Genomic DNA, 24332 nt, shown 5'->3' on the forward strand with positions numbered 1-24332 from the left:
GCAGTAGTCAGACCAACACCACATCATAGTGTTCCTGACTGTAGAGCTGCTCAGCCTGCAGTTTGATCGGATGGCCGATAAACTGCTCCAGTTCGGCCAGATGGGTGGACTCTTCGTCGAGCAGTCGGTCAATCACCTCCTGGGAGGCCAATACCAGCAGGGATTCCACATCAAACTGCCTGGACTCCCGCAGAATTTCACGAAAGATCTCATAACAGGTGGTCTCGGCTGTCTTCATCGAGCCGCGCCCGCCACAACAGCTGCAGGGTTCACAGAGAACATGCTCCAGGGACTCCCGAATGCGCTTGCGGGTCATCTCCACCAGCCCCAGAGAGGAGACCTCGGTGATGTGGGTGCGCGCATGATCATGGGCAAGACACTTTTCAAGCGCGCGTAAAACCTGGCGCCGATGTTCCGGATCGAGCATGTCGATGAAATCGATGATGATGATGCCACCGAGATTACGAATTCTCAGTTGTCGGCAGATCGCCTGGGCAGCCTCCAGATTGGTCTTGAAGATGGTCTCTTCCAGATTCCTGTGTCCAACAAAAGCACCGGTATTGACATCGATGGTGGTCATCGCCTCGGTCTGATCGATCACCAGATGGCCGCCGGATTTGAGCTGAACTTTACGCTCCAGGGCTTTCTGTATCTCATCCTCCACCCCATACAGATCGAACAGAGGACGCTCACCGGGGTAGTATTCGATGCGATGTTTGATGTCCGGGATGAACTTTTGTGCGAAATTGATCGATTTCTGATGGGTCTCCTTGGAGTCGATTCGCACCTTCTCCACATCGGGACCGACCAGATCCCGCAACGATCTCAGAGGCAAGGAGAGATCCTCATGGATCAGCTCAATACTTTTTGCCAGTTTGCTTCTCTCCTGGATTGAGCTCCACAGACGGGCTAGAAAACGCATATCGGATTTCAGCGACGACTCATCCACTCCCTCAGCCGCAGTTCTTGCGATATAACCACCTGAGATTTCGCCTGTTTCCGCGACCTGGTTGAGCAGTTCACGGAGTCTCTGACGTTCATCCTCAGCCTCGATTCTCTGTGAAATCCCCATATTGCCAAGGGAAGGCATGAACACCAGGTGCCTGGATGGTATGGAGATGTTGGTGGTCAGCCTGGCGCCTTTGGTACCAATCGGGTCCTTCAGCACCTGAACGATCACCAGTTCGCCCTCCCGCAACAGCTCATGGATATTGTCGGTCTTCGGCTTGTCGGTTGAGTCACCGATGTCAGAGACATGCAGGAATGCGGCCCGTTCAAGCCCCACGTCGACAAACGCCGCCTGCATACCGGGCAGAACCCGACAGACCTTGCCTTTGTAGATATTGCCAACCAGGCCCCGTTTTCCGGAACGCTCGATGATGATCTCCTGCACAGCACCGTTCTCAATGACCGCCACACGGGTTTCGGGAGGAGTTACATTAATTAGAATTTCTTCACTCATATCAACTGCTTCGTTATTTTCGTTATTGCTAATCCCTGTAGACAAACGTACTGTCTCCGAATCTCTTTCATCGGACAATCGGACATTTTATTAACCTAGAATCCTTGTTGTGTTAATGAGTTCACCCAATCGGGTGGGTCTGAAAGTCATTCAATCAGGCTGCACACCATTAGCTTACGACAGATGTTTGCCGTCTAACGTGGAATCCAGGTTTAAGCCCGCAACCTAGCAATTTCTCCTCAACCCCGACACGCCGGCAATCAGTAATGAGGGGTAACCCGCATTGCTGAACCAAAAGAGCCTGGCGCACCCTGTGCGGCCTAAATACTACCTGGGCCTATCAAATTAGTCTTCCTGGCACCGAAATCGATCCCGCCCAATTGCAGTAATTGTGCGGTTTCAAACAACGGCAAACCCATCACGCCGGAATAACTGCCCTCCAGCCGCGCAATAAATTGTGCCCCAAGCCCTTGAATTGCATAGCTTCCTGCTTTATCCAACGGCTCTCCGGTATGCCAGTAATCGAGCATCTCGGTTTCGCTGAGCCTGCGAAAGGTTACCCGGCTTACAGAGACTCTGGTCTGTGGAACCGATCGACAAAGGGTCACCGCACTGAACACCTCATGGGTTGTATCCGAAAGCTGCCCAAGCATCCACAGAGCATGATCCCGATCTTCCGGTTTACCCAGGATATGGCCATTTACCACCACGCTGGTATCGGCGGCCAAAACCGGCAATTGAGCGGCTTCACTAAGCTGCCTGAAACCTGCCACAGCCTTATCCTCAGCCACCCGCCGCACATAATTCGCCGGCTGTTCCTCAGGTAGCTGCCCCTCATCGACCTCGATATCGAGCAGTTCGAAGCGCACCCCGATCTGTTGCAGCAGTTCGCGCCGCCTGGGGGATCTTGACGCCAGGTAGAGACTTGGCCGGTCACCCATACCGCTATCCGGCACGATGATAGGGATGGTTGTGCATCAGACTCCAGGCCCGATAGAGCTGTTCAGCCACCACTACCCGGACCAGCGGATGGGGCAGGGTTAAAGGCGACAGGGACCAGCGCCCCTCCGCCCGGTTCAGGCACTCGGCCGAAAGCCCTTCCGGCCCACCCACCAGCAGCGCCAGATCCCGGCCATCGCCCATCCAGGACTCCAGTTTGCTGGAGAGTTGTTCGGTACTCCAGGCCCGTCCCTCTACATCCAGGGCCACAACCCGACACCCTTTGGGTATCGCTTTCAGCATCCTTTCACCCTCATCCTTAAGGATTCGCTTGATATCGGCCTTTTTACCCCGCTGCCCAGGAGCGATCTCGAGCAGATGGAGATAACAGTCCCCATTCAACCGCCGGGCATAAGTCTGATAGCCGTCCACCACCCAGTCAGGCATACGATTTCCGACAGATACAAGATGGATATTCATGCAGGGGGATTGTACGGGATTGTGTCCGTCGATGGGCAAATTTTACATCCATGAAACCAGCGCCAGAAAACACAGAACCAATGCCCTGATCCCATGCAGGATCGTAGTTATACCTATTATCCTGTATGCTTCCGCCCCATGAGCAATAAACATCTGACTGAGACCCGTTTTGCCGACTTTGATCTCGATCCCCAGGTCCTGCTGGGCATCCAAGAGGCCGGCTTCGAATACTGCACCCCGATTCAGGCGGAAACCCTGCCGATTGCACTGACCGGAAAGGACCTGGCCGGACAGGCACAAACCGGTACAGGTAAAACTGCTGCCTTTCTGATCGCGGCCATCGACCACCTGTTGCGCAACCCGCCATCGGAGCAGCGTCGGGTCAATCAACCCCGCACCCTGATTCTGGCCCCGACCAGAGAGCTGGCGGTGCAGATCTACAACGATGCCCAGGCATTGACCCAGCACACTGAGTTGAAGACCGCAGCAGTCTACGGCGGCACCGGGTATGACAAACAGCGCAAACAGATCGAGCAGGGTGTGGATATCCTGATCGGCACCCCGGGGCGACTGATCGACTACCTCAAACAGCGGGTCTACGACCTGAATGAGATTCAGGTGATCGTGCTGGACGAGGCCGACCGCATGTTTGATCTCGGCTTCATCAAGGACATCCGCTTTATGCTGCGACGCTGTCCATCACCACAGGACAGGCTGGGCATGCTGTTCTCCGCCACCCTCTCCTACCGGGTGCGCGAACTGGCCTACGAACACATGAACAACCCTCACAGTGTGGAGGTGGAACCGGAGCAGGTAACGGCGGAGAAGATCACCGAAACCTGCTACATGACTGCCAACGAGGAGAAGATCCCGCTGCTGATCGGCCTGCTCAAACAGCTTGAGGAGGCCCGCATCATCGTCTTCGTCAACACCAAACGGGTAGCAGACAAGGTTTGGGGATTCCTGCAGGGGAACGGCATCGATACGGCGGTGCTCTCCGGCGATGTGCCGCAGAAAAAACGCCTCAGCCTGCTGAAGAAATTTCAGGACGGTGAGCTGCCAGCCCTGGTGGCCACCGATGTGGCAGCCCGTGGTCTGCATATTCCCGATGTCACCCATGTGGTCAATTTCGATCTTCCCGAGGATGCGGAAGACTACGTGCACCGCATTGGCAGAACAGCCCGTGCCGGGGCCAGCGGCGAGGCAATCAGTTTTGCCTGTGAGACCTATGCCTTCTCTCTGCCTGATATCGAAACCTATGTCGGCCACTCCATCCCGACCCAGACCGTGGCTATCGACCTGCTGGCCGAGGTAGATCCAAAGAGCCGGGTCTACCCGGAGAAAGGGGCTCGTCAGAGGCATCGTACCAAAGAGGGCCAGAAGAGCCATGGCAAGGGACATCACCATAAAGCACACAAACCCAAGGGAGAAGGCAAGCACAGACGTCGCCGGCGCGGCCCCAAGCCACCCCAAAGCAACAGCGAATAACCATGGACAACAAGTGTGATCGCTGCACCAACTCCAAGTGCTGCACTTACACCACTGAAGCCCTCGGGGTTGCCCCCCGTTCGAAGAGTGACTTTGAACATCTGCTCTGGCAGGTCTCCCATGCCGGGGTGGAGATCTACAAGGATGAAGACGGCTGGTTTCTGCTGATCGGGGGAAGTTGTGAACATCTGCAGCCCAATGGGGGTTGTGGTATCTACGACCAACGGCCGCAAATCTGCCGCGACTACGACAACGACTGGTGTGAATTCGATGCCCCGGCCGAGGATGGTTTCGAACTCTATTTCCGCAACTACGCCGAACTACTCGCCTATTGCAAAAAACGCTTTAAAACCTGGGGCAAATAAGGGTCTTAGACGCCGATCTCTCAGGCAATCTGTCTCAGCGACCCCACTTCCCGGAACTCTGCCGTACTTTCCCGATCCATAGCGTTGACCATAAACCGCAATAAGGGTTGTTTTCCGATATAATCGGCGGCCTTTTGAGTATCAGCCAATACCGGATTCAACCAGCCATGCCCCCGACAGCTGCACAACTGCAACAACAGTTCATCCAACTTCGCGAAAACAAGATCTTCGAGACCTTCGTTATCCTGGTGATCGTGATCTCGGCACTGATGATCGGCGCCAAAACCTACCCGATCCCCACCTCTGTGGCCCAGATACTGCGACTGCTCGACATCGGCATCACCATCTTCTTTCTGGTCGAGATCATCATCCGCATGATCGCCGAGCACAGTTTGAAACGATTCTTCAGCAAAGCCTGGAATGTATTCGACTTTCTCATCGTCACTGCAAGTCTGATCCCGGTCGATGACAGCGAAGCCGCCCTGTTGGGTCGACTGCTGCGGGTCTTCAGGGTACTGCGACTGGTATCGATCATCCCCGAATTACGGGTACTGCTGAATGCCTTCGTCACCGCCATCCCCCGCATGGGCTATGTGTCGCTGCTGATGTTCATCATCTTCTACATCTATGCCGCCATCGGCAGCATGTTCTTTCATCAGATCAACCCGGAGTTATGGGGTAACATCACCATTGCCATGCTGACCCTGTTCCGTATCGCCACCTTCGAGGACTGGACCGATGTGATGTACGAGACCATGGAGATCTTTCCGCTCAGCTGGTTTTTCTATCTCTCATTCATCTTCATCGTAGCCTTTGTCTTTCTCAACATGATGATCGGAATCGTGCTGGAAACCCTGCAGCGGGAGCATGAGGAGTTTGCCCGGGAGAGTGGTGAGGGTGAGGCAGGCGAGGTACACCGGATCGACAGTCGGACCGCCGAGATGGAGCAGCGACTGATCAAGATGGAGAACATGCTGGAGCAGCTGACCAGGGATCGGGCCGCCGCGGATAAGCCCTGACCAAAAACGACAGCTATCTCTGCAGAGTTTCTGTATTCCGCAAGAAACGGGTGGCCAGGACCCGCTTTGATGTGCAGACTGAGGACATTGATCGCACACAACAGAGTGCCATGACCACGAACAAGCGGCCGCAGCAACAACATCACTACACAGTCATCGCCCAGGCGATTGAGTACATCCGCGCCAATCTCCGCCGTCAGCCCACGCTTGGCGAAATCGCATCGGCGGTCAAACTGAGTGAATACCACTTGCAGAGGGTGTTCAGTGAATGGGCGGGCATATCGCCGAAACGGTTTCTGCAGTATCTGACCAAAGAGTATGCGCGCAACTCACTTTTGACCTCGAATGACCTGCTCAGTACAAGCCTGGCGAGCGGACTATCGGGTCCTGGCAGGCTGCACGATCTGATGGTCACCTGTGAGGCCATGAGTCCGGGCGAAATCAAACAACAGGGTCAGGGCTTGTGCATCCACTATGGATTGGCTCGATCACCTTTCGGCATCGCCATGATTGCCTGGACGGAACGGGGCATCGTCGGCTTGAGCTTTCACGACCTGGACCACCCTGAATTGAGTCATGGTCTGCAGCAGGCCTGGCCGATGGCCGAGTTGCAGCGGAACGACCTTGAGGCAGGCCAATTGATCAACAGAATCTTCAGTCGCAACCCGGAATCAGCCCGCTTTCATCTGCTGATGAAGGGTAGCAATTTTCAGATCAAGGTGTGGGAGGCACTGCTCAACATCGGCACTTCCCAGCTTATCTCCTACGCCACCATGGCACGGCTGGCCGGAACACCCAGGGCCCATCGGGCAGCCGGTAGTGCGCTTGCCGAGAATCGCATCGCTTTTCTGATCCCCTGCCATCGGGTGATCCGCTCCGATGGAGAGACAGGCATCTACCATTGGGGGGATTCGAGAAAACTGGCGCTGCTGGCCTGGGAGGCCGCACAGCGTGACAGCTTGGCTAGATCAGGCAGCGCAACCCCTCGGTGATCTCTGAGAAATCCTCGATTGCCTGAAAATCACCACCCGCTCGCAGCGGTTGTTTCGAGTCCGGCTTGAGAATTGCCAGGATCCATTTCAGGCCATAAGCCTGGGCCGATTTGAGCACCGCCGGACTGTCATCGACAAACAGGGTGCGTTGAGGATCGAAAGGGTGCAGATTCTGCAGACGATTCCAAAACTCCGGATGCTCTTTTGGCAGTCCCAGCTGATGGGATGAGATGACCTGATTGAAAAAACCGGCCAGGCGGGTCTTCTCCATCTTCAAGGCCAGGGTCTTCTGATGGGCATTGGTTACCAGTACACGCTCCTTACCGGCACACATCAGCTGATCGAGAAAATCGATCACATGGGGATGCACAGAGATCAGATGATCCACCTCCTCCTTGAGCAGCACGATATCCAGCTCCAACTCCCGGCTCCAGTGATCCACACAATACCAGTCGAGGGTGCCTTCGACGCTTTTGTAGCGTCCCAATAACTCCTCTGTCGCCTCAGCCAGAGGGATACCCTTGGCCTCCGCATAACGGGCGGGCACGTACTCCAGCCAGAAATGGTTGTCGAAATGGAGGTCCAGCAGGGTGCCATCCATATCCAGTAAAACAGAGTCGATGTCATTCCAGGGAATCATAAAACTGCTCGAATTTATTAATCCGCCGACTATTGTCTCATGCCGCCCAGCTCAGCGCACGGTTTGCAATATCCTCGCAGTGCTGTTGAAGCCCTGAACATAACCGATTAAGGTGCCGGGTAGATAATACGACAACCCCTGAGCGGCGCAGGCCGCATCGATACCCTAGCGGATGATGTAATAGAGCACAGTGACAAAACCCAAGATAGTTTCACAGCAATTGATCGCGGAAACCCGCCTGTTTCGTGTCGAGCAGCTTGGTCTGGAGTTCGGCAATGGGGAGAAACGGGTCTACGAACGTCTGCTTGGCGGTAAAACTGGTTCAGTGCTGGTGATACCCATGCTGGATGATGAGACCGTCCTGTTGATCCGCGAATATTCCGCCGGCAGCCAGGACTATCAACTGGCGCTACCCAAGGGTCGTATGGAACCAGGCGAGGATCCCCTGCAGGCCGCCAACCGGGAGATGCAGGAGGAGGTGGGCTATGCCGCAAAAAAGCTTGAAATACTCAAGACTTTCACCATTGCACCGGCCTACATCCAACACCACACCTATGCTATCCTCGCCCGGGATCTCTACCCCCAGCAACTGATCGGGGATGAGCCTGAACCCATCGAGGTAGTCCCATGGAAACTCTCCGACTGGGACAATCTAATCGCACAACCCGATTTTACGGAGGCGCGCTCAATCGCAGCGCTCTGCCTGGCAAGGAACGTTTTGAGATGACACTCCCGATACCGATCGATCAGCTGTTGAACCTTATCCGCGAGGCTGGAGAGGCAATCCTGGAGATCTACGATACTGAATTCGAAATCGAGACCAAACAGGACAACTCGCCGCTCACCGCGGCGGATCTGGCCGCTCACCAGCTGATCGTGTCGACACTGGAACGACTCACTCCGGAGATACCGGTACTCTCAGAAGAGTCGGCCAAAGTCCCCTTTGCCAGCAGAAGCAGCTGGCAGCGCTATTGGCTGATCGACCCCTTGGACGGCACCCGTGAGTTCGTCAAAAGAAACGGGGAGTTCACCGTCAATATCGCCCTCATCGACGGCCACAGGCCCAGCTTCGGTGCGGTCTATGCCCCGGTCATCAAGACCCTCTATTACGGTATTCCGGGACAGAGCGCCAGCAAACAGATCGGTAACCAGCCGCCGCAGAGGATCAGCGTGACAGCCAACTGTCAGAAACCGGCCCGGGTGGCCGGCAGCCGGTCCCACGCCGGGGACTCCCTGCAGCGCTTTCTCGACAATCTGGGGGAACATGAACTGGTCAGCATGGGCAGTTCACTCAAACTCTGCCTGGTCGCGGAAGGCATGGCCGATATCTACCCCCGTTTGGGGCCAACCTCTGAGTGGGATACCGGGGCGGCACAGGCGGTTGTTGAGGCAGCTGGCGGACAGGTCACAACATTGGAGGGTGAGACACTCAGCTACAACACCAAGGATTCACTCTTGAATCCTCACTTTCTGGCGTTTGGCGACAGTAGCGTTGAATGGAGTGGCTATCTCGGCTGAGCGTCGAGGGATTATCAATTCAGACGGGTTCCCACTACTCCGGGAACCCGTAACCGAACGCACGGAATCCGTTCTACTGATCGATATCCTTGATTGGAAAGGCTTTGGCAAAAGCCTTCAACTCATTCAGTGAGGCGGTATCGGAGGAGAGATTGATCATACCCTGGGTCATCTTCAGACCGATCAGGATCTCATTGTTTCTACCCTCTTCCATCACCATGCCGGTATAGCGTCCCAGACGGATCTTTTTGCCACCACCGGCCAGCCCCATCTGGCTGAACATCGCCCCCATGCCACTGATACCGCTGTTGTAACTCACCTTAATGTATTTATTGCCTTTACTGTACTCGGTCTCAATCATCGACATGCCCATGGCTTTTTGCTTTGAAACCTCACCCCGTTGCCAACCGGCCACCTGTTTGGCAAAACGATCACCCTTTTGCGACTGCTGAATCTGCTCCAGGGATTCCAGGCACCATTTAGCCTCCTCCACGGCACCCGCTACATCATTATCCTGGTAGAGTTTTGCCGCTTGCTTACAGTAGGCTGCCGGATCCCCCTCAGCCTTTGCGGAGATGGATGTGAAGAGCGCCAAAGTTGCCACATAAATTGCAGTTTTTTTCATCTTTAATATTCTCCATACCGACCTTACAGAGCCAGACAGGCTGCAGTAAGGCTACTACCCTAATTTATAAATTTCTGACAGCGAGGCATGCCCAATCGATGGCCCTGAACGGCAACCCCCTCTCTCACGGAACGATAGCCAATTCAGACATCAAATACCAATACCTGTTCAGATTTTCCGTTCTGTCAGCTAGACTGAAGGGATATCAATAAAGAGCATCCAGGGTATCAGAGGCTCGATCCACCACAGGAATGGCGCCGGATTGATAATAAACCCGTCAGTGCTCACAAATAAGATGTCCCATCACACCACAATACCCGATTGGGTTTCGGTTATTTTTGGTGCCGATGGAAATAGAAACGCTCCGGGCTCCAACATGAGCCAAGATCTATGACCAAGCGACGCAGAATACTATTGCTGACCCTATGGGTATCCCTGCTACTCATCCCATACCATCAACTCTTCGCCATCGAATCCGAAGATGATGTCTATGCATTCGACGACTTCCCCTTGGAAGATCTGCTGCAATACCCGGATTGGTTCAAAAAGAGTTTTCTCGATCTGCCGGCAGATCTAGAGGAAGCCGTGGAGGATGACAAAAAAGGTATTGTTCTCTACTTTGGCCAAAAACGCTGCGCCTATTGCAAGATGCTGCTGGAGGTCAACTTCGGTCTCAGTGACATCACCACCTACACCCGCCGCCACTTCGATATCATTCCCATCGATATCTGGAGTAGTGAAGAGCTGACCACCTTGAGCGGGGAGACCCTCACGCAAAGGGATTTTGCCCTGCGTGAGAAGACCAATTTCACCCCATCACTGATCTTTTTCAATCAACAGGGTGATGAGGTACTACGGCTGCGTGGCTACTACCCTCCCTATCAGTTTCGTGCGGCCCTGGAGTATGTTGCCGATCGACACTATCGTAACGAGAGCTTTCCTGACTACCTGGCAAGAGGTGAGGCGAGTACAGCGTTTGAAGCGGGTGACCTCAATGAAGAGAAGTTTTTCATCCCCCCGCCTCACAATCTCGACCGCAGCCGTTTCCCGGGTCAACGCCCACTGGTGGTGTTTTTCGAACAGGGTAACTGCCATGCCTGTGATGTACTGCATGGCCAGCCTTTGAGGGATCCGGCAATCAACAAACTGGTCAGATCATTCGATAATGTACAACTCGATATTCGCTCCGAAACTCCCATCATCACCCCGGATGGCGAAAAGACCAATGCCAGCCAATGGGCCAAACAACTGGGACTCTTCTACACCCCCTCGCTGCTGTTCTTCGATGAACAGGGCAATGAGATCATCCGGGTCGATTCGGTGGTGCGTTTCTACCGACTACGCAATGTGATCAGTTACATCACCAGCCGCGGCTACATCAATCAGCCTGACTATCAACTCTGGCGCGTTGGCAGCGGCCTCTGAACAACGCATATTATTAACCCGGCGCCCCAGAACCCCTGCAAGTGAACTATTGGATCGCCGGGTTAATAGACCTCAAGATCACCTCTAACTGGCCGATACTCCACCCAGGTGGCGATTGCGAAACGTAAATGGATCTTAAAGAAGAAAACCGAATCCTACGTCTCCGTTTGAAAGAACTGACCCGTAAGGCTGTGGAGAACCAGGAGACCCTGGGGCGTTTCTATGCCCGGGAGCTTGAACTGCTTAGCGCCGAAACCCTGGGCGAACTATTGAGCGGTATGAGCGAAGGCCTGCTCGCCTCGTTTGAGGTCGACGATATTCAGTTACTGATGCTGGATCCCGACCACGAGATTCGACACCTGCTGAGTAACAACGGCATTCCTGTCGATGCGTTCCCCTACGTCCGCTTCGTGGATGACCTGGGTGTTATCAATCAGCGCTTTCTTCGACTGAAGAGCCCTTGGCTGGGTCCGTTTCTCACGCCGGAATACAACAATCTGTTTGATCAGCCGAGGAACCTTAAAAGCATCGCCATTCTGCCACTGATCTGCAGTGGCCAACTGGTAGGCAGTATCAATCTGGGCAGCCAGGACGCAAACCGGTTTACCCGACAGCATGCGACAGACTTTCTCGCCCGCCTGGCCACTATCTGTGGTGTCTGCCTGGAAAACGTCACCAACCGGGAACGTCTTCTGATCAGCGGCCTCACCGACCCGCTCACTGAACTGCACAACCGTCGCTATCTGGATCGGCGCCTGGAAGAGGAGCTCTCCCGGGCCAGCCGTTATCGCCAGCCGCTCAGCTGTCTGTTTATCGATGCCGACCATTTCAAACGGATCAATGACAACTATGGTCACCCGGCCGGGGACCAGGTGTTGAGAGAGTTGGCAAAACGTATCCGCTCCCAGTTACGCGCCAGTGATGTTGCCACCCGTTACGGTGGTGAGGAGTTCGCCATTCTGCTACCTCAGACCAACCTGTCAGAGGCACTGCTGCTGGCAGAGCGGATTCGCCTTGAGGTCAATTCACATCCGATCTATCTGGACCAGGGAGTGAGCTTGCAGTTGAGTGTCTCCATCGGGGTCAGCGAAACCCTGCCAATGCTGGGAAAGAGCCATCACAAAGAGCTGGGCAACCACCTTCTGGCCTGCGCCGACCAGGCCCTCTACATTGCCAAATCGAATGGCAGAAACCGGATTGAACATGAAGTCCCGGAGGGGTTGGAAAAGCACCCTGACAAAGGCTCGCTGGATAAGAAAAAAGGGGCCTAGAGAGAGGTTGCAGTCAATCCGGGTAAGACACCCGATCCATAGCCAATTCCACTCATGGGCATCTCCTTTGCCCATCATTCAGCCTACGACTAATCTTCCACCTGTTTATGGCTACCGTCGCAATAGGGTGGTGTTTTGGTCTGTTTGCAGCGGCAGAGCCAGGCTTCACCGTTTTTCTCCGCCTTGAAACCAAGAGGCTCGATGCCGGTACCGCGATGCGAACCGTCACAAAATGGCTGACTGTCAGACCGTCCACAGGCACACCACCAATACTCTTTGCCAGCCACGAGATCCGCATCGATCGGTTGTTTGGCCGCTACTACAGGTTTATCCATCGTTTACTCCTCTGTTATAACCGGAGGCATACAACCAGTGATTCTTGTCATAAGTGATGATTGTATGCCTTATCCCTAGGGGATAAGCGGTTTTAGTGTAAGGATTTGTTAACACGAACCCAATGGGATCCGAGCTGACAGGCCCCGGGAATCTCCATAGTTATCATATCGGACAGCGAAAGAAAATGGCTCATTGGCCTGATATTACTGTTCGGTAACAATAGGATTTAAATTCGATAAAGCAGCTGCCGATCACATCCGGAGCATTATCCCGACGGACTAATATCTGTTAATCTCTGCATCCCGAATCAACAGACAGCTTACTTTATGAGTAATAGTGAAGACTGGATAGCCTTCGACAAAGCGCATGTTTGGCACCCATACAGTGCAATTGGAGCCGATCTACCGGTCTATCCTGTGGTATCCGCAGACGGTGTGCGAATCACACTGGCTGATGGCAGAGAGTTAATCGATGGCATGTCCTCCTGGTGGTGTGCGATCCACGGCTATAACCATCCACAGATGAATCGGGCGGTCGCCGAGCAGGCCGAACAGTTGGCCCATGTGATGTTCGGTGGCCTGACCCATCAACCTGCCACGGATCTGGCCAGAAAACTCATCGAAATCACACCGGAATCCCTGCAGACCGTATTTTTCTCCGATTCGGGCTCCGTCTCGGTAGAGGTCGCTATGAAAATGGCCATCCAGTACTGGCATGACAAGGGACAACCGGGAAAACAGCGCTTTCTGACCATCCGCAAGGGGTATCATGGCGACACCTTCGGTGCCATGTCTCTCTGTGATCCGCAAACCGGGATGCACAGTCTGTTTTCTGAAATCCTGCCTAAACAGCACTTTGCCGATGCACCGACCTGCTATTTTGGACACCCCTGCAAAGGGGATGGGGCAAAAGGATTGACCGAAAAGCTGGAGCAACATCACCATGAGATTGCCGCTCTGGTGCTTGAGCCGATTGTGCAGGGTGTTGGGGGCATGCGCTTCTACTCGTTGGAGTACCTCAAGGAAGTACGTCGTCTCTGTGATCAGTTCGGGGTATTGCTGATCCTCGACGAGATTGCTACCGGGTTTGGCCGCACCGGCAAACTGTTTGCCTGTGAATATGCGGATGTTACACCGGACATCATGTGTGTCGGTAAATCACTCACCGGCGGCTATATGAGCCTGGCCGCCACCCTCACCACTGAGGAGATCAGCCAGACCATCAGTGGTGGAGATCCGGGACTGTTTATGCATGGCCCAACCTTCATGGCCAATCCACTGGCCTGCCGGGCGGCGCTGACCAGCATCGATCTGTTGCTGAACTCCCCCTGGCAGGAACGGATCAAAAACATTGAGCAACGACTCCAGCAGGGACTCTCCCCATGCCGGGAACTGCCCCAGGTTGAAGAGGTGCGGGTACTCGGTGCGATCGGTGTTGTGGAACTGAAGAAACCGGTGGAGATGAAACATATTCAACAATGCTTCGTTGATGCAGGCGTCTGGATCCGTCCGTTCGGCAAACTGGTCTACCTGATGCCACCCTTCATCATCGACGATGAAGATCTGAACAAACTCACCTCGGTGGTGTTTGATGTTGTTGAGCGTTGTCCTATTTGATTTCAGTCCACCGTAACCACCACCTCATCGACCTGTTGCTGGAAACTGATCCTCGACTGCATCTGCGGAGTCAGGTAGACCTTTCCCTGATCATCCACCAGCATCACTTGTGTTAACCCCATCTTCGCTGCGATTCGCGGCCAATCAACCGGACCCGCCACACTCAGCGCCGTGGCCGCCGCATCGGCCAACCCCCCCTGGATACTGATCACGGTTGCGGAGGCCACATGGGCAACCGGGTAGCCACTGCGCGGATCGATAATATGCGCATAACGGACTCCCTCAAACTCCCGGTACCGCTCATAGTTTCCCGAGGTCAGAACACACTCACCATCGGCTACCCCAACCGAGGCGATCACTTCCTCTCCCAGGGGGTGGCGAATGCCGATGACCCAGGGTCGCTCACCATGTTGTCCGGAGACACAGAGATCCCCACCCGCATTGACAATCGCGTTTTCAATCCCCATCCGTTTCAGCTCATCGATGGCCAGATTCAAGGCGTAGCCTTTGGCAAATGCACCCAGATCCATCGCGACCATGGAGTTCGTACTACTGACCAGATGTCCCTGAATACTGACATCCTCCATGCTGGGATTGTGCTTCAGCAAGGCCTCGATCTCGACCTTCCGCGGCGGCGGCCCGCCTGGAGGCTGATCGCTGTGAAACCCCCACAGGCCGATCAATTGACCAATTGCCGGATTGAACAGGTGCTCACTGTCGATGGCATATTGCCTGGCTTGCTGTAGCAGGCTGCCAAGCTCTGCCGATACCTGCAGAGCCTCTCCATCGGCCAGTGCGCGATTCAGTCGGACCAGCTCCCCCTCTCCCTGCCAGGCATGCCATTCACGATGCATCTTTTGAAAGGTCTTATCCAACTCCCTGACCGCCTCATTGAACAGCTCCGGCTGATCGGTATAGGCCTGGATATCCAGCAGGGTACCAAACACCAGCAGGGTCTGACGCTGATCCTGCGGCCCTTTGTCGCAGCCGGACAGGATTACCAACAATCCCAACAGCAACACTCTAACTATCCAATACATCCAATCAGATCCCGTAAAAGACAAACAACTATTGTACCGCCTTAACCCAAGCGGCGTCTCTTCACGATGATTGTCCGGACTTACAGGCGCAGACGACTTATCTGCTGCAAGCCGTAACAATTAACAACAGATAAACCGATGGAGAGAACCTATGGACAAATTCTGGATATACCTGGCCAATCTTGCCGGTCTTTCGGTATTGATCCTGCTGCTGGTGTGGATTTACGACCTGTTTTGCTGCTAATTTAACCTTCCATTGGATTCGTGTTAACAGGCCCTACCAGCCCAAAGATCAGCCACCTCTGTGCATCATGCAACCTGAAATCGACCTCTATTCAGCCATTATGTTGCTTGGTGCCGTACAGGGCATGTTTCTCGCCCTGGCACTGATCAACGCCAAAAGCGGCCTGCCTGTGGCACACCGTCTGCTGGCCCTGTTGACCCTGACTTTCTCCATAGACCTGTGGATGGCGTTTCTCCATCAATCCGGACATGTCACCAGCTACCCACGGCTGCTGGTCATCGATACCAATATCGATTTTCTCTTCGGACCACTCACCTATCTCTACGTCACGGCTTTGACCGCTCGATCCGGTTTCCACTTTACACTGCAGCAGTGGCGACACTTCCTGCCATTCCTGTTGGGATTTGTGATCCTGATACCACTGATGCTGCTCGATCAGCAGCAACTGCAGAGCTTGCTCAACAGTCAGGGGGAGCAGCAGGATAGCGATATCCTCTGGGCCGAGCTTGCCATGATAGTGGTGGGAGTACTCTCAATCCTGCAGATGGCGCTCTATCTGGGACTCTCCATCAAGCGACTGTTACAACATCAGAAATCGATTGAGGATCAGTTCTCCTTCCTGGAAAGGATCAATCTGGCCTGGTTGAAGAACCTGCTGCTGGCCCTGGTAGTCCTCTATCTCTTCTACCTGGCCGATGTCTTTCTGGCTGATCTGCTCGCTTTCCCCGAAGAGGTCATCGGCATCCACTTCCTGATGATTGTTCTGGTGATCTACAGCATGGGCTACCTGGGATTGCGACAACCAGCGATCTTTACTCAACAAGATCGGTCGGCAACTCAAACTGACGGCCAATCGATGGATGCTCATGCCAACCAAACCGATGCAAACCTGAACGATAGGGAGCCAACGGCATCTCATACCAAGTATCAACGATCAGCGCTGGACAGTAAGACCAGCCAACTGCTTTATGAGGAACTGCAAAACCACATGGACGAGCAGCGCACATTCCTCGACAGCAAGCTCACCCTGCCTCAGTTGGCCGCGCAACTCAGCATCTCGCCCAACTACCTCTCCCAGGTGATCAATGAACAGGCGGAGTGTAACTTCTTCGATTTCATCAACCGCTACCGGGTCGAAGAGGCTCAGCGCCATCTCACTGCCGGGGCTGCTCAGGTGAATATTCTGGGTATTGCTCTGGATGCGGGATTCAACTCCAAGTCGGCATTTTATACCGCTTTCAAACGCCACACAGGACAAACACCCAGTCAATATCGAAAATCAGCCAACATTCAAACTAACATCCGGCAATCCACTGATTAAAAAGACTTTTTAATTCGTCCGGACTTACACGCGCGGACGATAAACAACCGGTTTCAAGCCACTATTCCCTGCAACAGCAAACGCTGTCCAAGCAAACCAATTGATTTCCATCGGGAGTAGAACCAATGAAAAGTCTTAAACGATTCTGGCCTGTAATCCTCACTTCTGCCCTGTTCGGTATGAGCCTGCTGACCGGCTGTAACTCGAACAGCGGTGATGACGCTTCAGCCAACGAGCAGTTCCAGGACGCCCTTGAAGAGGCCGTCAGCAAAGGATTACCAGCCGTCTCTGTCCGCATCGCCGGCAGGAACATCGACTTCTCCGGCAGTGCGGGGATGAGTGACCTGGAGAGCATGGAGGAGGCAACCGTCGAGCACCGTTTCTATGTGGCCAGTGTGGGTAAAACCTTTGTTGCGGCCACCCTGGTGCAGATGGCCTCAGAGGGATTGGTCGGCCTCGACGACAGGATCACCGATTGGTTACCCGATGAGATTACCAACCGAATCCCGTCCAGTGATCAGATGACCATCCGGATGCTGCTCAACCACACCACAGGCCTGTTCGACTTCCAGAACGACAGCGAAGCTTGGGATAACGATTTCTTCTATCTTTCCGGTCCGACCCGTCACTGGCAGCAGGAGGATGCCCTGCCGTTTTTTCTCGACCAGCCGCTGCACTTTGAGCCTGGCAGCAATTACAGCTACTCCAACTCCAACTATATTCTGGCCGCGCTGATCATCGAGAGTGCATCCGGCACCACCCTGCAGAGTGAGATCCGCAATCGGATCATTGAACCCCTGGGGCTTGAACATACCCTTCAGGGCCATGAGGCGGAAGGTATCCCGGGACTGGTACACGGCTATGTGGATGACGATGGGGAGACCATCGATGTCTACCCCTGGTATAGCCACTTCGGTCTGGCTGACGGCGGCATTCAAACCACTGCAGATGATCTGGCCGAGTTCATTCTGGGCATCTTGCGAACCGACCTAGTGTTGGATGACGCCATGCGGGCTGAAATGCTGCAACCCTCGATGCTCGGCACACCAGCCTCCAACTATGGATTGGGCATCAAAATCACCCCGATTGCCGGTACCGACGAGGTAATCTACAGCCATAGCGGCAAAGACCCCGGCTATCAGGCTGAAATGATCTACTTCCAGGAGAAGGATACGGTGATCACCCTGTGTGCCAATGGCAGCTTCGATCCCTATGACAGCGCGGCTCAGGAGTTACTTTTGAAGATCTATCAGCTACTTGAATCGCTGCAGGATTAAACGACCAGCCGATGATTCATACAGGTGCGGTTATGCCGCACCTGCTTTATCATGCCTTCGCAAACGCCACACCGATCCCGTTTCAGGGCATCGTCAAACAGCAACGTTGTAACCGAACAGCGCCCCCGAAGCTTAATCCACGATTCACCTACCCCACTCAATCAATCACCCCAGGGACATTTCAAACAATTACCCACTGCCTGGGTAGTAGTCCCCCTACCTTCCTCTCGGAATCCATTGAGAAATACTTTTATTCATTAGTTTTTGTAAGGATTTGTGTAATCGGAAGCTAAGGATCTGCAATATTCAACTGAGGATTAGTTATGATTACCCGCAAATCACTGGGCGTGGTCTTCACTGCGCTCATACTCCACTCCACCCTTTCATGGGCAACCGGCATTACCGAGACAGATTCGACCCAGCCGAGAGGATCAACAGCCGGGGTCAATCTGGACGGACAGAACTGGGCCGAGGGGGAGTAGAACTCTACCGTACCCGCCAATGCCAAAGGGGAGATCAAGGTGGAAGCGAAGCTCATATATTAGACCTTCAGCAACCACTCTGTGGATTTCCTCGCCCACAAGGACACCGAACACACGGTCAGCAACGGCGGCCATGCCCGCGATCTGCCGACCACTGGCTCCATGACCTCCAATCCTCAGCACTGGGGTGAAGCCCTGCAGGAGATCTACAAGGTCTCCGGTAATGGTCCAGCCATTCAGTTCGCGCGAAAGAAGACCACAATCAAACTCATTAGTGAATAGCCGCGACTGCCGCGTAACAGTCAGTGCCCCGCGCTTGCGGGGCACTGTTTATTGAAGCCTCAATCAGCAACCTTGTAATTTCCGCACCGTCTCGGCCGCCTTGCCTGAGGTGAGAGTCTGCCTGGCCAGTTCGATTCCATCGGCAATCCGCTCAACCTTGCCGCACAGCGCGAGTCTCACACCACTGTTGTAGATAACCGGGTTGAGCGCAGGGCTTGACTCCCCCTGAAACATCGACAGGATCAATCTCGCCGTAGTCTGCGGATCGGCACAGGGTTGATGTTCCTGGCTGGCCAAACCGTAGTCCGCCGGATCCAGGGTGTATTCACTCAGTTCGCCCTGATGGTAGTCGGCCACAGCGACCGGCTGCATGGGTAGCTCATCACAACCATCCAGCCCCTGAACCGCCATCACCCGTTGCTGGCCCCGCTCACCTGCAGCCGTGGCAAAGCGTTGCAAAAAGCTCTTATGGGCAGCGCCGATGATTGAGTAGCCAGCAGTGGCCGGATTGAGCATCACTTCACAGGCGTGCAGAAAGGAGCGGTAGAAGAGGGTCTGTCGAATCGGCTTTAGGCGTTCCACACCATGTAGGTAGCGGCTGGCGTGCAGATGGCCAAAACCCTTCTCCTCGATGTTCAGGGCGACCTGCAGCGGCTCCTGATAGGCGGGGATACCCATCGCCTCAAGCACAGCGGCTGTTGTAACACCGTTCTTCGGTGGCAGGCCGCTGTTGGAGTGCATCACCACCGGCACCCCGGCAGCAACGGTCAACAGAGCTGCCGCCAGACTCAGGTGCAGTGCTTTCTTGCGACCGTCATAGGGACCATTACAGTTAAGCAGCCGTTCGACCCTGGGCGAGATCAGGGTGGCACTCTCCTCCATTGCATCCAGGAAGCCTTTCATCTCCTCCACCCTGGCCCCTTTGAAGCGCATGGCGGTGAGAAAGGCCCCAACCTGGGCTGGATGGGCTTCAGCAGAGAGCAGGAAACTCAAAGCCGCCTTGGCCTGCTCCCGACTCATATCCCGGGCCCCTTTGGAACCCTTCGCTGTGGCAATCAGGGTTTTACGGAACCGCTCTGCTGCGGGGCTATTGGACTGATACATCGACGACTCCAGTGTTTATCCAATCCGTTATCGATCAGAATGGCCGGTTGATGGATAGGTTGTGTTACGGTCGCTCAACACGATTCCGGATCAAACAAAGACAAAGGGTACCTGGTCATCCGATTTGTAGACCCGGGCATCGGTGACGCTGGCATCAGCAACCTCCTGGCGGGCCGCCAGCAGGGCCTGCTCGATTCGCCGGTCCGTTATCTGATAGCGGGAGGCCAGTCCGATCTGGTCGATGTTGTCGCAGGGCTCATCGAAAAGGTGCCGGTAGAGGCCGCTCATCATGTTGTAGCGGCTCGACATCAGCATATTGGTTGCCTGTTTGATCTGCTCCTCATAGCCTGCTTGATGCCCCAGCAGGCTGGTTGCCAGCATGACTGAGATCGCATGCAGTACGTCGTACTGAACATGGGCGATAAAGACAATCAGATGGTGCTGGGTCAACTCGACCTTTTCACGCCAGGCCCAGCGGATCATGCCGCCGAGCAGCAGACTGAAAAATTCAGGCACGCCCCACTCCATACCCAATCCGACCGAGGCCAGGGATTCCAGCAGACTGAATGAGGGGTGGCCGGCCAGCAGCCGTTGCGTCAGGACATTATCCGCCACTTCCGGCAGCATCGGCAGATCCTGCTGTTCAAAAGGTATTCCCAATCCCTCAAACAGATTCCGGTACATCACGATATGGGTCGTGGAACCAAGCAGGCTGGCCAGATCCGGGTAGCTCTCGATACTGTGAGTGCCGACCCCATACTCATCCGCCAGCAGCTGTGCCAGGGTAATCTGCACCAGTTCGGAGACCCGCTCGTTCAGACAGCCGTAAGGCAGATCGATGAAACCGGAAAAACGCCCCTGGGCCAGCGCTACGCACTGACGGGTGTTCTTCACCTGATTGAAATAGTTAAGGGCAAAGGAGCTGAGCTGATCCCGATTGAAATTACCCTCGAAGATGCGCACGAAGCAGGGGTGACGCCAAACCGGGTGGGACATGACGTGATCATGCAGATCGACAAACAGGGTCTGCATGGCGCCAGGCTGAAAGATACTCAGTGAGGATAAGCGGTTGTCAGGATCCTTCTCAGCGATCGTCAACAGCTCTTCAAAGATATGGTGCAGTGAACTCTCCGAGGCATCGAGATCACTGATGATGGTGGTAAAGTCCTCCAGCTGACTCTGGCGAAACGCATCCAGAACCTGTTCCGCTTCAAGGGATAGCAGATTGGGTAAGGGGTGTAGGCCGGGCAACAGAACCGGCCCATCGGACTCACAATTCTTTAACAGATCGGAAAAGATGGATCCTGTCGCTTGCTGCTTTGCTTCGTGCATTGTCCTGCCACTTCAACTGATGTGGTGTGGGATTGTAGATGATCTACCCACCCGCTGTCTCAAATTCAATATTAGGCTTATTCGTTCAACGCCTTGACTGTATTCGGCAGCTGGTTACGGATCACATCGGCCAACGCATGCAGCGCCTGCTTGCGGGGAAAGGTTTTACGGTAGACAAACTGGACCCGTCGATAGGCATCCTTGAGTGACAGCTTACGGGCGATGATGCCGGAATCGGTTGTCCAGGTACCGCGTACCGCCAGGGCCGGTACCAACGTACAACCAAAACCTGCCCCAACCAGCTGCAACAGGGTCTCCAGACTGGCCGCACGCAGATCGGCCATCTCATCATCCATCTTCCCCTCCTTGATACGGCAGACATCCATCACCTGATTGGTGAGACAGTGACCATCCGCCAGCAGCAGCAGATCGAGACGGCTGAGATCACGACGACTGATATCCTCCTTGTCATAGAGTGCGTGATCCCGCGGGTGAGCCAGCCAGAAGGGCTCTTCGAAAAGCGGCATCACCTCCAGCTCAGGCTCCTTCACCGCCGTAGCCAGAATCGCCACATCGATCTGATGATCGAGCAACCGCTGGGTCAACATATCGGTGATCTCTTCGGAGAGCACCAGACGCATCTGGGGATAGAGGGTCTTCAACGGCATCAGGATCAACGGTACCAGATAGGGACTGACGGTTGGTATGGCACCGACTCTCAAAGCGCCGGCCATCGGATCCCGTTGCGCCTGGGCCAACTGCCTGATCACATCCGCCTGTTCGAGGATCAATTTGGCATGTTTGACGATCTCCACACCAAACGGGGTGATCGACACGGAACGATTGGTACGCTCAAATATGGTTACTCCCAACTCCTCTTCCAGCTTCTTGATCTGACCACTGAGAGTGGGTTGACTGACATAACACTGAGCAGCCGCATGACCGAAATGTTCCGTTTCGGCCACCGCAATAAGATATTTAAGGTCACGCAGGTTCATGCTGTTAATTGACACCGGCAATGGAAGATAGATCAATCATACCTCAGCCAAATCGTATGCCACCAATGACAGATCGCAATTTACTTCAATAATTTATGGTTAAGTAACACTCAAATTGTTGTCGATTAGGTTCGCCAGCGGGATAATGGCAAAACTTGGTGATACCCCGAAACCCTATGAAAACCCCAACCATCCTTCTGGCTGACAACGGCTCAAAGCGAGCAGACTCGGTGATCAATCTGCGCCGTCTTGCCAATCAGTTGAGCGACCTCTCCAATCACCAGGTTTTTCCCGTCTCACTGCAGCATGCAGACAACATTCCCGCTGAGTCACTGAATGGTGAAGCAGCCGAGATACTGACGACCTTTTTGCGTCAAAAGCTCAACCAGGGCGAAACCGCATTTATCCTGGTTCCGCTCTTTTTCGGCCGGAGTCGGGCACTCACCTCCTATATCCCCCAGCAGCTTGAAAAACTGCGAGCCAAATACGGTCCCTTCACGCTGACACTGGCTGAAGAGCTCTATCCACTGCCCCAGGGGGAGCCGAGAGTGGCAAGCATTCTCCATCAACAGCTGCAGATCACAGACCAGGGCAGACCGCCCCAACTGGTGATACTGGTCGACCACGGCTCGCCGCTTCCCCAGGTCAGTGAGGTGAGAAAGCGGGTCTGTGCGGATCTTCGTCAACTGCTCTCCCCCGGGATCGAACTCCAGCAGGCGGTGATGGAGCGACGGGAAGGCGACGAATATGATTTCAATGGCCACCTGTTAAGCGAGCAGCTGGAGAAGATTGCCCGCTCCAGACCGAATATCACCATCGATCTTGCCCTGCTCTTCCTCTCTCCAGGACGTCATGCCGGAGCTGGTGGTGATATCGAATCGATCTGTCAGCAGCTAACCCGATCCCATCCAGGCATTCAAATACGTATCGCACCACTGGTAGGAAATCATCCGGGCCTGGCCGACATTCTGCTCGACCGACTCGACTCAGTACTGGACAATCCGGTTTGATCTTCATATCCTTCGATCAGGTCCACTGACTCATTTCCTGTTGATGCAGACCGCCAAACAGACTCCACAGCACCGGTTTGTCATCTAGGGCACTAGACTAAATCAGACCCGAACGTTCAGCATCTGTGACCAAGTTCCGATAGGGAAACAACATCTGCACATGTCGACCAGCAATACCCAAACATACGCCATTGTATTCGCAGATATTGTCGAGAGCACCCGCATGTATGAAAGCCTCGGCGACACCCTTGCCAAGAAGCTGATCACCGAACTGGAAGAGGCGATTGCCCAAGTCGTCATCGCATGCGGTGGCCATGTGGTGGAGATTATCGGTGATGAGGTAATGAGTCGATATGACAATCCCAGCAGCGCCGTCATTGCCGCCTGCCGCATTCATGAACGGGTAGAGCTCTACGCCGAGCAGTCCGGTATGCCGATGGCCGCACGCATCGGTCTCCATTACGGGCCGGCGATCTTCGAAGCGGGGCGGATGTATGGGGATTCGGTCAATGTGGCCGCCAGAATGGCCGCCATTGCCCAGGCCAAACAGATCATCACCACAGAACAGGTTGTAGAGGCCCTGCCCGATGAGTTGCGTCTGATGGCCCGGCAGTTCGACAAGGTCAAAGTCAAAGGTAAGGTGGAACGCATGATCATCTATGATCTGCTATGGCAGAAAGAGGATGTCACCTTCATCCACACCGCGCCAATCACTCAGAGCCTGGCAACCAAGACACTGATTCTCGAATACAACAATAAAACCTACAAAATGCCACCCACCCAGGGGAGTGTTGGCATTGGCCGGGACCCAAAGAATGAGCTGGTGGTGAACGCCAGCTCCGCCTCCAGATCGCATGCTGTTCTGGAGTATTACCGGGGCAAATATGTACTTAAAGACATCAGCACCAATGGCACCTACCTGACTACCCAGAACCAACAATCCCTCTATCTGCGACGGGAAACCATCCCCCTGCTCGGCCATGGCATGATCGGCCTGGGCGAACCGGTTTCCGATAATAACAAGCATCTGATCAGTTACCGCTTCCAGGAAAGCAAGTAACACCTA

At 54.4% G+C, this 24332-nt stretch carries 25 protein-coding genes; 14 read left to right on the forward strand and 11 right to left on the reverse strand.

The window, feature by feature from the left end; translation table 11 throughout:
* Positions 1-7 precede the first annotated feature (7 nt).
* From rng to rlmH, 3 genes are all read right to left on the reverse strand, one after another.
* Positions 8-1462, reverse strand: a complete 1455-nt coding sequence (gene rng, locus A3193_RS14130) for a ribonuclease G (RefSeq protein ID WP_069015106.1) — start codon at positions 1460-1462, stop codon at positions 8-10.
* 320 nt (positions 1463-1782) lie between these two features.
* The gene (locus A3193_RS14135) at positions 1783-2403 is read right to left on the reverse strand and encodes a Maf family protein (protein ID WP_069015107.1); all 621 of its coding nucleotides are present in this window, start codon (positions 2401-2403) and stop codon (positions 1783-1785) included.
* Positions 2404-2407: 4 nt separating this feature from the next.
* Positions 2408-2881: a 23S rRNA (pseudouridine(1915)-N(3))-methyltransferase RlmH gene (rlmH, locus tag A3193_RS14140; RefSeq protein WP_069003619.1), complete on the reverse strand. Its 474-nt coding sequence runs from the start codon at positions 2879-2881 to the stop codon at positions 2408-2410.
* Positions 2882-3019: 138 nt separating this feature from the next.
* Between rlmH and rhlB the strand changes: the two genes are divergently transcribed.
* The 4 genes from rhlB (at position 3020) to A3193_RS14160 (ending at position 6745) form a co-directional block, all read left to right on the forward strand.
* Positions 3020-4369: an ATP-dependent RNA helicase RhlB gene (gene rhlB / locus A3193_RS14145; protein ID WP_083218217.1), complete on the forward strand. Its 1350-nt coding sequence runs from the start codon at positions 3020-3022 to the stop codon at positions 4367-4369.
* A 2-nt stretch (positions 4370-4371) separates the two neighbouring features.
* The gene (locus tag A3193_RS14150; RefSeq protein WP_069003618.1) at positions 4372-4734 is read left to right on the forward strand and encodes a YkgJ family cysteine cluster protein; all 363 of its coding nucleotides are present in this window, start codon (positions 4372-4374) and stop codon (positions 4732-4734) included.
* Positions 4735-4901: 167 nt separating this feature from the next.
* The gene (locus tag A3193_RS14155; RefSeq protein ID WP_069003617.1) at positions 4902-5753 is read left to right on the forward strand and encodes an ion transporter; all 852 of its coding nucleotides are present in this window, start codon (positions 4902-4904) and stop codon (positions 5751-5753) included.
* 110 nt (positions 5754-5863) lie between these two features.
* Positions 5864-6745 (forward strand): bifunctional helix-turn-helix domain-containing protein/methylated-DNA--[protein]-cysteine S-methyltransferase, encoded by an 882-nt coding sequence (locus tag A3193_RS14160; RefSeq protein ID WP_069015498.1) that lies wholly within the window; start codon positions 5864-5866, stop codon positions 6743-6745.
* Here the strand turns inward: A3193_RS14160 and yrfG are convergent.
* The gene (gene yrfG, locus A3193_RS14165) at positions 6717-7385 is read right to left on the reverse strand and encodes a GMP/IMP nucleotidase (protein WP_069003616.1); all 669 of its coding nucleotides are present in this window, start codon (positions 7383-7385) and stop codon (positions 6717-6719) included. The two genes, A3193_RS14160 and yrfG, sit on opposite strands and share 29 nt — an antisense overlap.
* Positions 7386-7575: 190 nt before the next feature.
* On the opposite strand from yrfG, the gene nudE reads away from it, so the two are divergent.
* Complete coding sequence (nudE, locus tag A3193_RS14170) at positions 7576-8112, forward strand: ADP compounds hydrolase NudE (protein WP_069015108.1); 537 nt, start codon at positions 7576-7578, stop codon at positions 8110-8112.
* Positions 8109-8903, forward strand: a complete 795-nt coding sequence (gene cysQ / locus A3193_RS14175) for a 3'(2'),5'-bisphosphate nucleotidase CysQ (protein WP_069003614.1) — start codon at positions 8109-8111, stop codon at positions 8901-8903. The genes nudE and cysQ overlap by 4 nt, the downstream gene beginning before the upstream one ends.
* 73 nt (positions 8904-8976) lie before the next feature.
* Here the strand turns inward: cysQ and A3193_RS14180 are convergent, their stop codons facing one another.
* A complete protein-coding gene (locus A3193_RS14180) occupies positions 8977-9528 on the reverse strand; it encodes a hypothetical protein (protein WP_069003613.1) in 552 nt (183 codons plus the stop codon).
* 390 nt (positions 9529-9918) lie between these two features.
* On the opposite strand from A3193_RS14180, the gene A3193_RS14185 reads away from it, so the two are divergent.
* Both A3193_RS14185 and A3193_RS14190 read left to right on the forward strand, forming a co-directional pair.
* Positions 9919-10953, forward strand: coding sequence for a thioredoxin family protein (locus A3193_RS14185; protein WP_069015109.1), 1035 nt, complete (start codon positions 9919-9921; stop codon positions 10951-10953).
* Positions 10954-11081: 128 nt separating this feature from the next.
* Complete coding sequence (locus tag A3193_RS14190) at positions 11082-12224, forward strand: GGDEF domain-containing protein (protein WP_069015110.1); 1143 nt, start codon at positions 11082-11084, stop codon at positions 12222-12224.
* Positions 12225-12313: 89 nt separating this feature from the next.
* Here the strand turns inward: A3193_RS14190 and A3193_RS14195 are convergent, their stop codons facing one another.
* The gene (locus A3193_RS14195; RefSeq protein ID WP_069003610.1) at positions 12314-12559 is read right to left on the reverse strand and encodes a CDGSH iron-sulfur domain-containing protein; all 246 of its coding nucleotides are present in this window, start codon (positions 12557-12559) and stop codon (positions 12314-12316) included.
* A 327-nt stretch (positions 12560-12886) separates the two neighbouring features.
* Here A3193_RS14195 and bioA point away from each other — a divergent pair, with 327 nt between their 5' ends.
* Positions 12887-14176 carry an adenosylmethionine--8-amino-7-oxononanoate transaminase gene (gene bioA, locus A3193_RS14200; protein ID WP_069003609.1) on the forward strand — a complete coding sequence of 430 codons (1290 nt, stop codon included), beginning with the start codon at positions 12887-12889 and terminating at the stop codon, positions 14174-14176.
* A gap of 2 nt (positions 14177-14178) precedes the next feature.
* Here bioA and A3193_RS14205 read toward each other — a convergent pair whose 3' ends face one another.
* Positions 14179-15216: an FAD:protein FMN transferase gene (locus A3193_RS14205; RefSeq protein ID WP_069015111.1), complete on the reverse strand. Its 1038-nt coding sequence runs from the start codon at positions 15214-15216 to the stop codon at positions 14179-14181.
* A gap of 311 nt (positions 15217-15527) precedes the next feature.
* Here A3193_RS14205 and A3193_RS14210 point away from each other — a divergent pair, with 311 nt between their 5' ends.
* Positions 15528-16781, forward strand: a complete 1254-nt coding sequence (locus tag A3193_RS14210) for a helix-turn-helix domain-containing protein (protein ID WP_069015112.1) — start codon at positions 15528-15530, stop codon at positions 16779-16781.
* Positions 16782-16906: 125 nt separating this feature from the next.
* A complete protein-coding gene (locus tag A3193_RS14215; RefSeq protein WP_069015113.1) occupies positions 16907-18058 on the forward strand; it encodes a serine hydrolase domain-containing protein in 1152 nt (383 codons plus the stop codon).
* A gap of 289 nt (positions 18059-18347) precedes the next feature.
* Here the strand turns inward: A3193_RS14215 and A3193_RS20445 are convergent, their stop codons facing one another.
* Complete coding sequence (locus tag A3193_RS20445) at positions 18348-18596, reverse strand: hypothetical protein (RefSeq protein WP_141694566.1); 249 nt, start codon at positions 18594-18596, stop codon at positions 18348-18350.
* Positions 18597-18621: 25 nt separating this feature from the next.
* Here A3193_RS20445 and A3193_RS14220 point away from each other — a divergent pair, with 25 nt between their 5' ends.
* Positions 18622-18822 (forward strand): hypothetical protein, encoded by a 201-nt coding sequence (locus A3193_RS14220; protein ID WP_069015114.1) that lies wholly within the window; start codon positions 18622-18624, stop codon positions 18820-18822.
* A gap of 63 nt (positions 18823-18885) precedes the next feature.
* On the opposite strand, the gene A3193_RS14225 is transcribed toward A3193_RS14220, so the two are convergent.
* From A3193_RS14225 to A3193_RS14235, 3 genes are all read right to left on the reverse strand, one after another.
* Positions 18886-19926: an anthranilate phosphoribosyltransferase gene (locus A3193_RS14225; RefSeq protein ID WP_069003604.1), complete on the reverse strand. Its 1041-nt coding sequence runs from the start codon at positions 19924-19926 to the stop codon at positions 18886-18888.
* Positions 19927-20016: 90 nt separating this feature from the next.
* The gene (locus A3193_RS14230) at positions 20017-21258 is read right to left on the reverse strand and encodes a heme oxygenase-like domain-containing protein (protein WP_069015115.1); all 1242 of its coding nucleotides are present in this window, start codon (positions 21256-21258) and stop codon (positions 20017-20019) included.
* A 77-nt stretch (positions 21259-21335) separates the two neighbouring features.
* Positions 21336-22256, reverse strand: a complete 921-nt coding sequence (locus A3193_RS14235; RefSeq protein ID WP_069003602.1) for a LysR substrate-binding domain-containing protein — start codon at positions 22254-22256, stop codon at positions 21336-21338.
* A gap of 176 nt (positions 22257-22432) precedes the next feature.
* Between A3193_RS14235 and A3193_RS14240 the strand changes: the two genes are divergently transcribed.
* Complete coding sequence (locus A3193_RS14240; RefSeq protein WP_069015116.1) at positions 22433-23266, forward strand: sirohydrochlorin chelatase; 834 nt, start codon at positions 22433-22435, stop codon at positions 23264-23266.
* 160 nt (positions 23267-23426) lie between these two features.
* The gene (locus A3193_RS14245; protein ID WP_069003600.1) at positions 23427-24326 is read left to right on the forward strand and encodes an adenylate/guanylate cyclase domain-containing protein; all 900 of its coding nucleotides are present in this window, start codon (positions 23427-23429) and stop codon (positions 24324-24326) included.
* Positions 24327-24332 lie beyond the last annotated feature (6 nt).

Source organism: Candidatus Thiodiazotropha endoloripes (genome assembly GCF_001708965.1).
GTDB classification, from domain to species: domain Bacteria; phylum Pseudomonadota; class Gammaproteobacteria; order Chromatiales; family Chromatiaceae; genus Thiodiazotropha; species Thiodiazotropha endoloripes.

Excerpts from the sequence above, each read along its gene's own strand:
- A3193_RS14195 (WP_069003610.1), bottom strand. The coding sequence starts at position 12,559 with ATGGATAAACCTGTAGTAGCGGCCAAACAACCGATCGATGCGGATCTC.
- A3193_RS14210 (WP_069015112.1), top strand. The coding sequence starts at position 15,528 with ATGCAACCTGAAATCGACCTCTATTCAGCCATTATGTTGCTTGGTGCC.
- A3193_RS14235 (WP_069003602.1), bottom strand. The coding sequence starts at position 22,256 with ATGAACCTGCGTGACCTTAAATATCTTATTGCGGTGGCCGAAACGGAA.
- A3193_RS14185 (WP_069015109.1), top strand. The coding sequence starts at position 9,919 with ATGACCAAGCGACGCAGAATACTATTGCTGACCCTATGGGTATCCCTG.
- A3193_RS14155 (WP_069003617.1), top strand. The coding sequence starts at position 4,902 with ATGCCCCCGACAGCTGCACAACTGCAACAACAGTTCATCCAACTTCGC.
- cysQ (WP_069003614.1), top strand. The coding sequence starts at position 8,109 with ATGACACTCCCGATACCGATCGATCAGCTGTTGAACCTTATCCGCGAG.
- A3193_RS14215 (WP_069015113.1), top strand. The coding sequence starts at position 16,907 with ATGAAAAGTCTTAAACGATTCTGGCCTGTAATCCTCACTTCTGCCCTG.
- A3193_RS14225 (WP_069003604.1), bottom strand. The coding sequence starts at position 19,926 with ATGTATCAGTCCAATAGCCCCGCAGCAGAGCGGTTCCGTAAAACCCTG.
- A3193_RS14160 (WP_069015498.1), top strand. The coding sequence starts at position 5,864 with ATGACCACGAACAAGCGGCCGCAGCAACAACATCACTACACAGTCATC.
- A3193_RS14190 (WP_069015110.1), top strand. The coding sequence starts at position 11,082 with ATGGATCTTAAAGAAGAAAACCGAATCCTACGTCTCCGTTTGAAAGAA.
- A3193_RS14240 (WP_069015116.1), top strand. The coding sequence starts at position 22,433 with ATGAAAACCCCAACCATCCTTCTGGCTGACAACGGCTCAAAGCGAGCA.
- yrfG (WP_069003616.1), bottom strand. The coding sequence starts at position 7,385 with ATGATTCCCTGGAATGACATCGACTCTGTTTTACTGGATATGGATGGC.
- A3193_RS14245 (WP_069003600.1), top strand. The coding sequence starts at position 23,427 with ATGTCGACCAGCAATACCCAAACATACGCCATTGTATTCGCAGATATT.
- A3193_RS14205 (WP_069015111.1), bottom strand. The coding sequence starts at position 15,216 with ATGTATTGGATAGTTAGAGTGTTGCTGTTGGGATTGTTGGTAATCCTG.
- rng (WP_069015106.1), bottom strand. The coding sequence starts at position 1,462 with ATGAGTGAAGAAATTCTAATTAATGTAACTCCTCCCGAAACCCGTGTG.
- A3193_RS14135 (WP_069015107.1), bottom strand. The coding sequence starts at position 2,403 with ATGGGTGACCGGCCAAGTCTCTACCTGGCGTCAAGATCCCCCAGGCGG.
- A3193_RS14150 (WP_069003618.1), top strand. The coding sequence starts at position 4,372 with ATGGACAACAAGTGTGATCGCTGCACCAACTCCAAGTGCTGCACTTAC.
- A3193_RS20445 (WP_141694566.1), bottom strand. The coding sequence starts at position 18,596 with ATGAGCTTCGCTTCCACCTTGATCTCCCCTTTGGCATTGGCGGGTACG.
- rlmH (WP_069003619.1), bottom strand. The coding sequence starts at position 2,881 with ATGAATATCCATCTTGTATCTGTCGGAAATCGTATGCCTGACTGGGTG.
- bioA (WP_069003609.1), top strand. The coding sequence starts at position 12,887 with ATGAGTAATAGTGAAGACTGGATAGCCTTCGACAAAGCGCATGTTTGG.
- rhlB (WP_083218217.1), top strand. The coding sequence starts at position 3,020 with ATGAGCAATAAACATCTGACTGAGACCCGTTTTGCCGACTTTGATCTC.
- A3193_RS14180 (WP_069003613.1), bottom strand. The coding sequence starts at position 9,528 with ATGAAAAAAACTGCAATTTATGTGGCAACTTTGGCGCTCTTCACATCC.
- A3193_RS14230 (WP_069015115.1), bottom strand. The coding sequence starts at position 21,258 with ATGCACGAAGCAAAGCAGCAAGCGACAGGATCCATCTTTTCCGATCTG.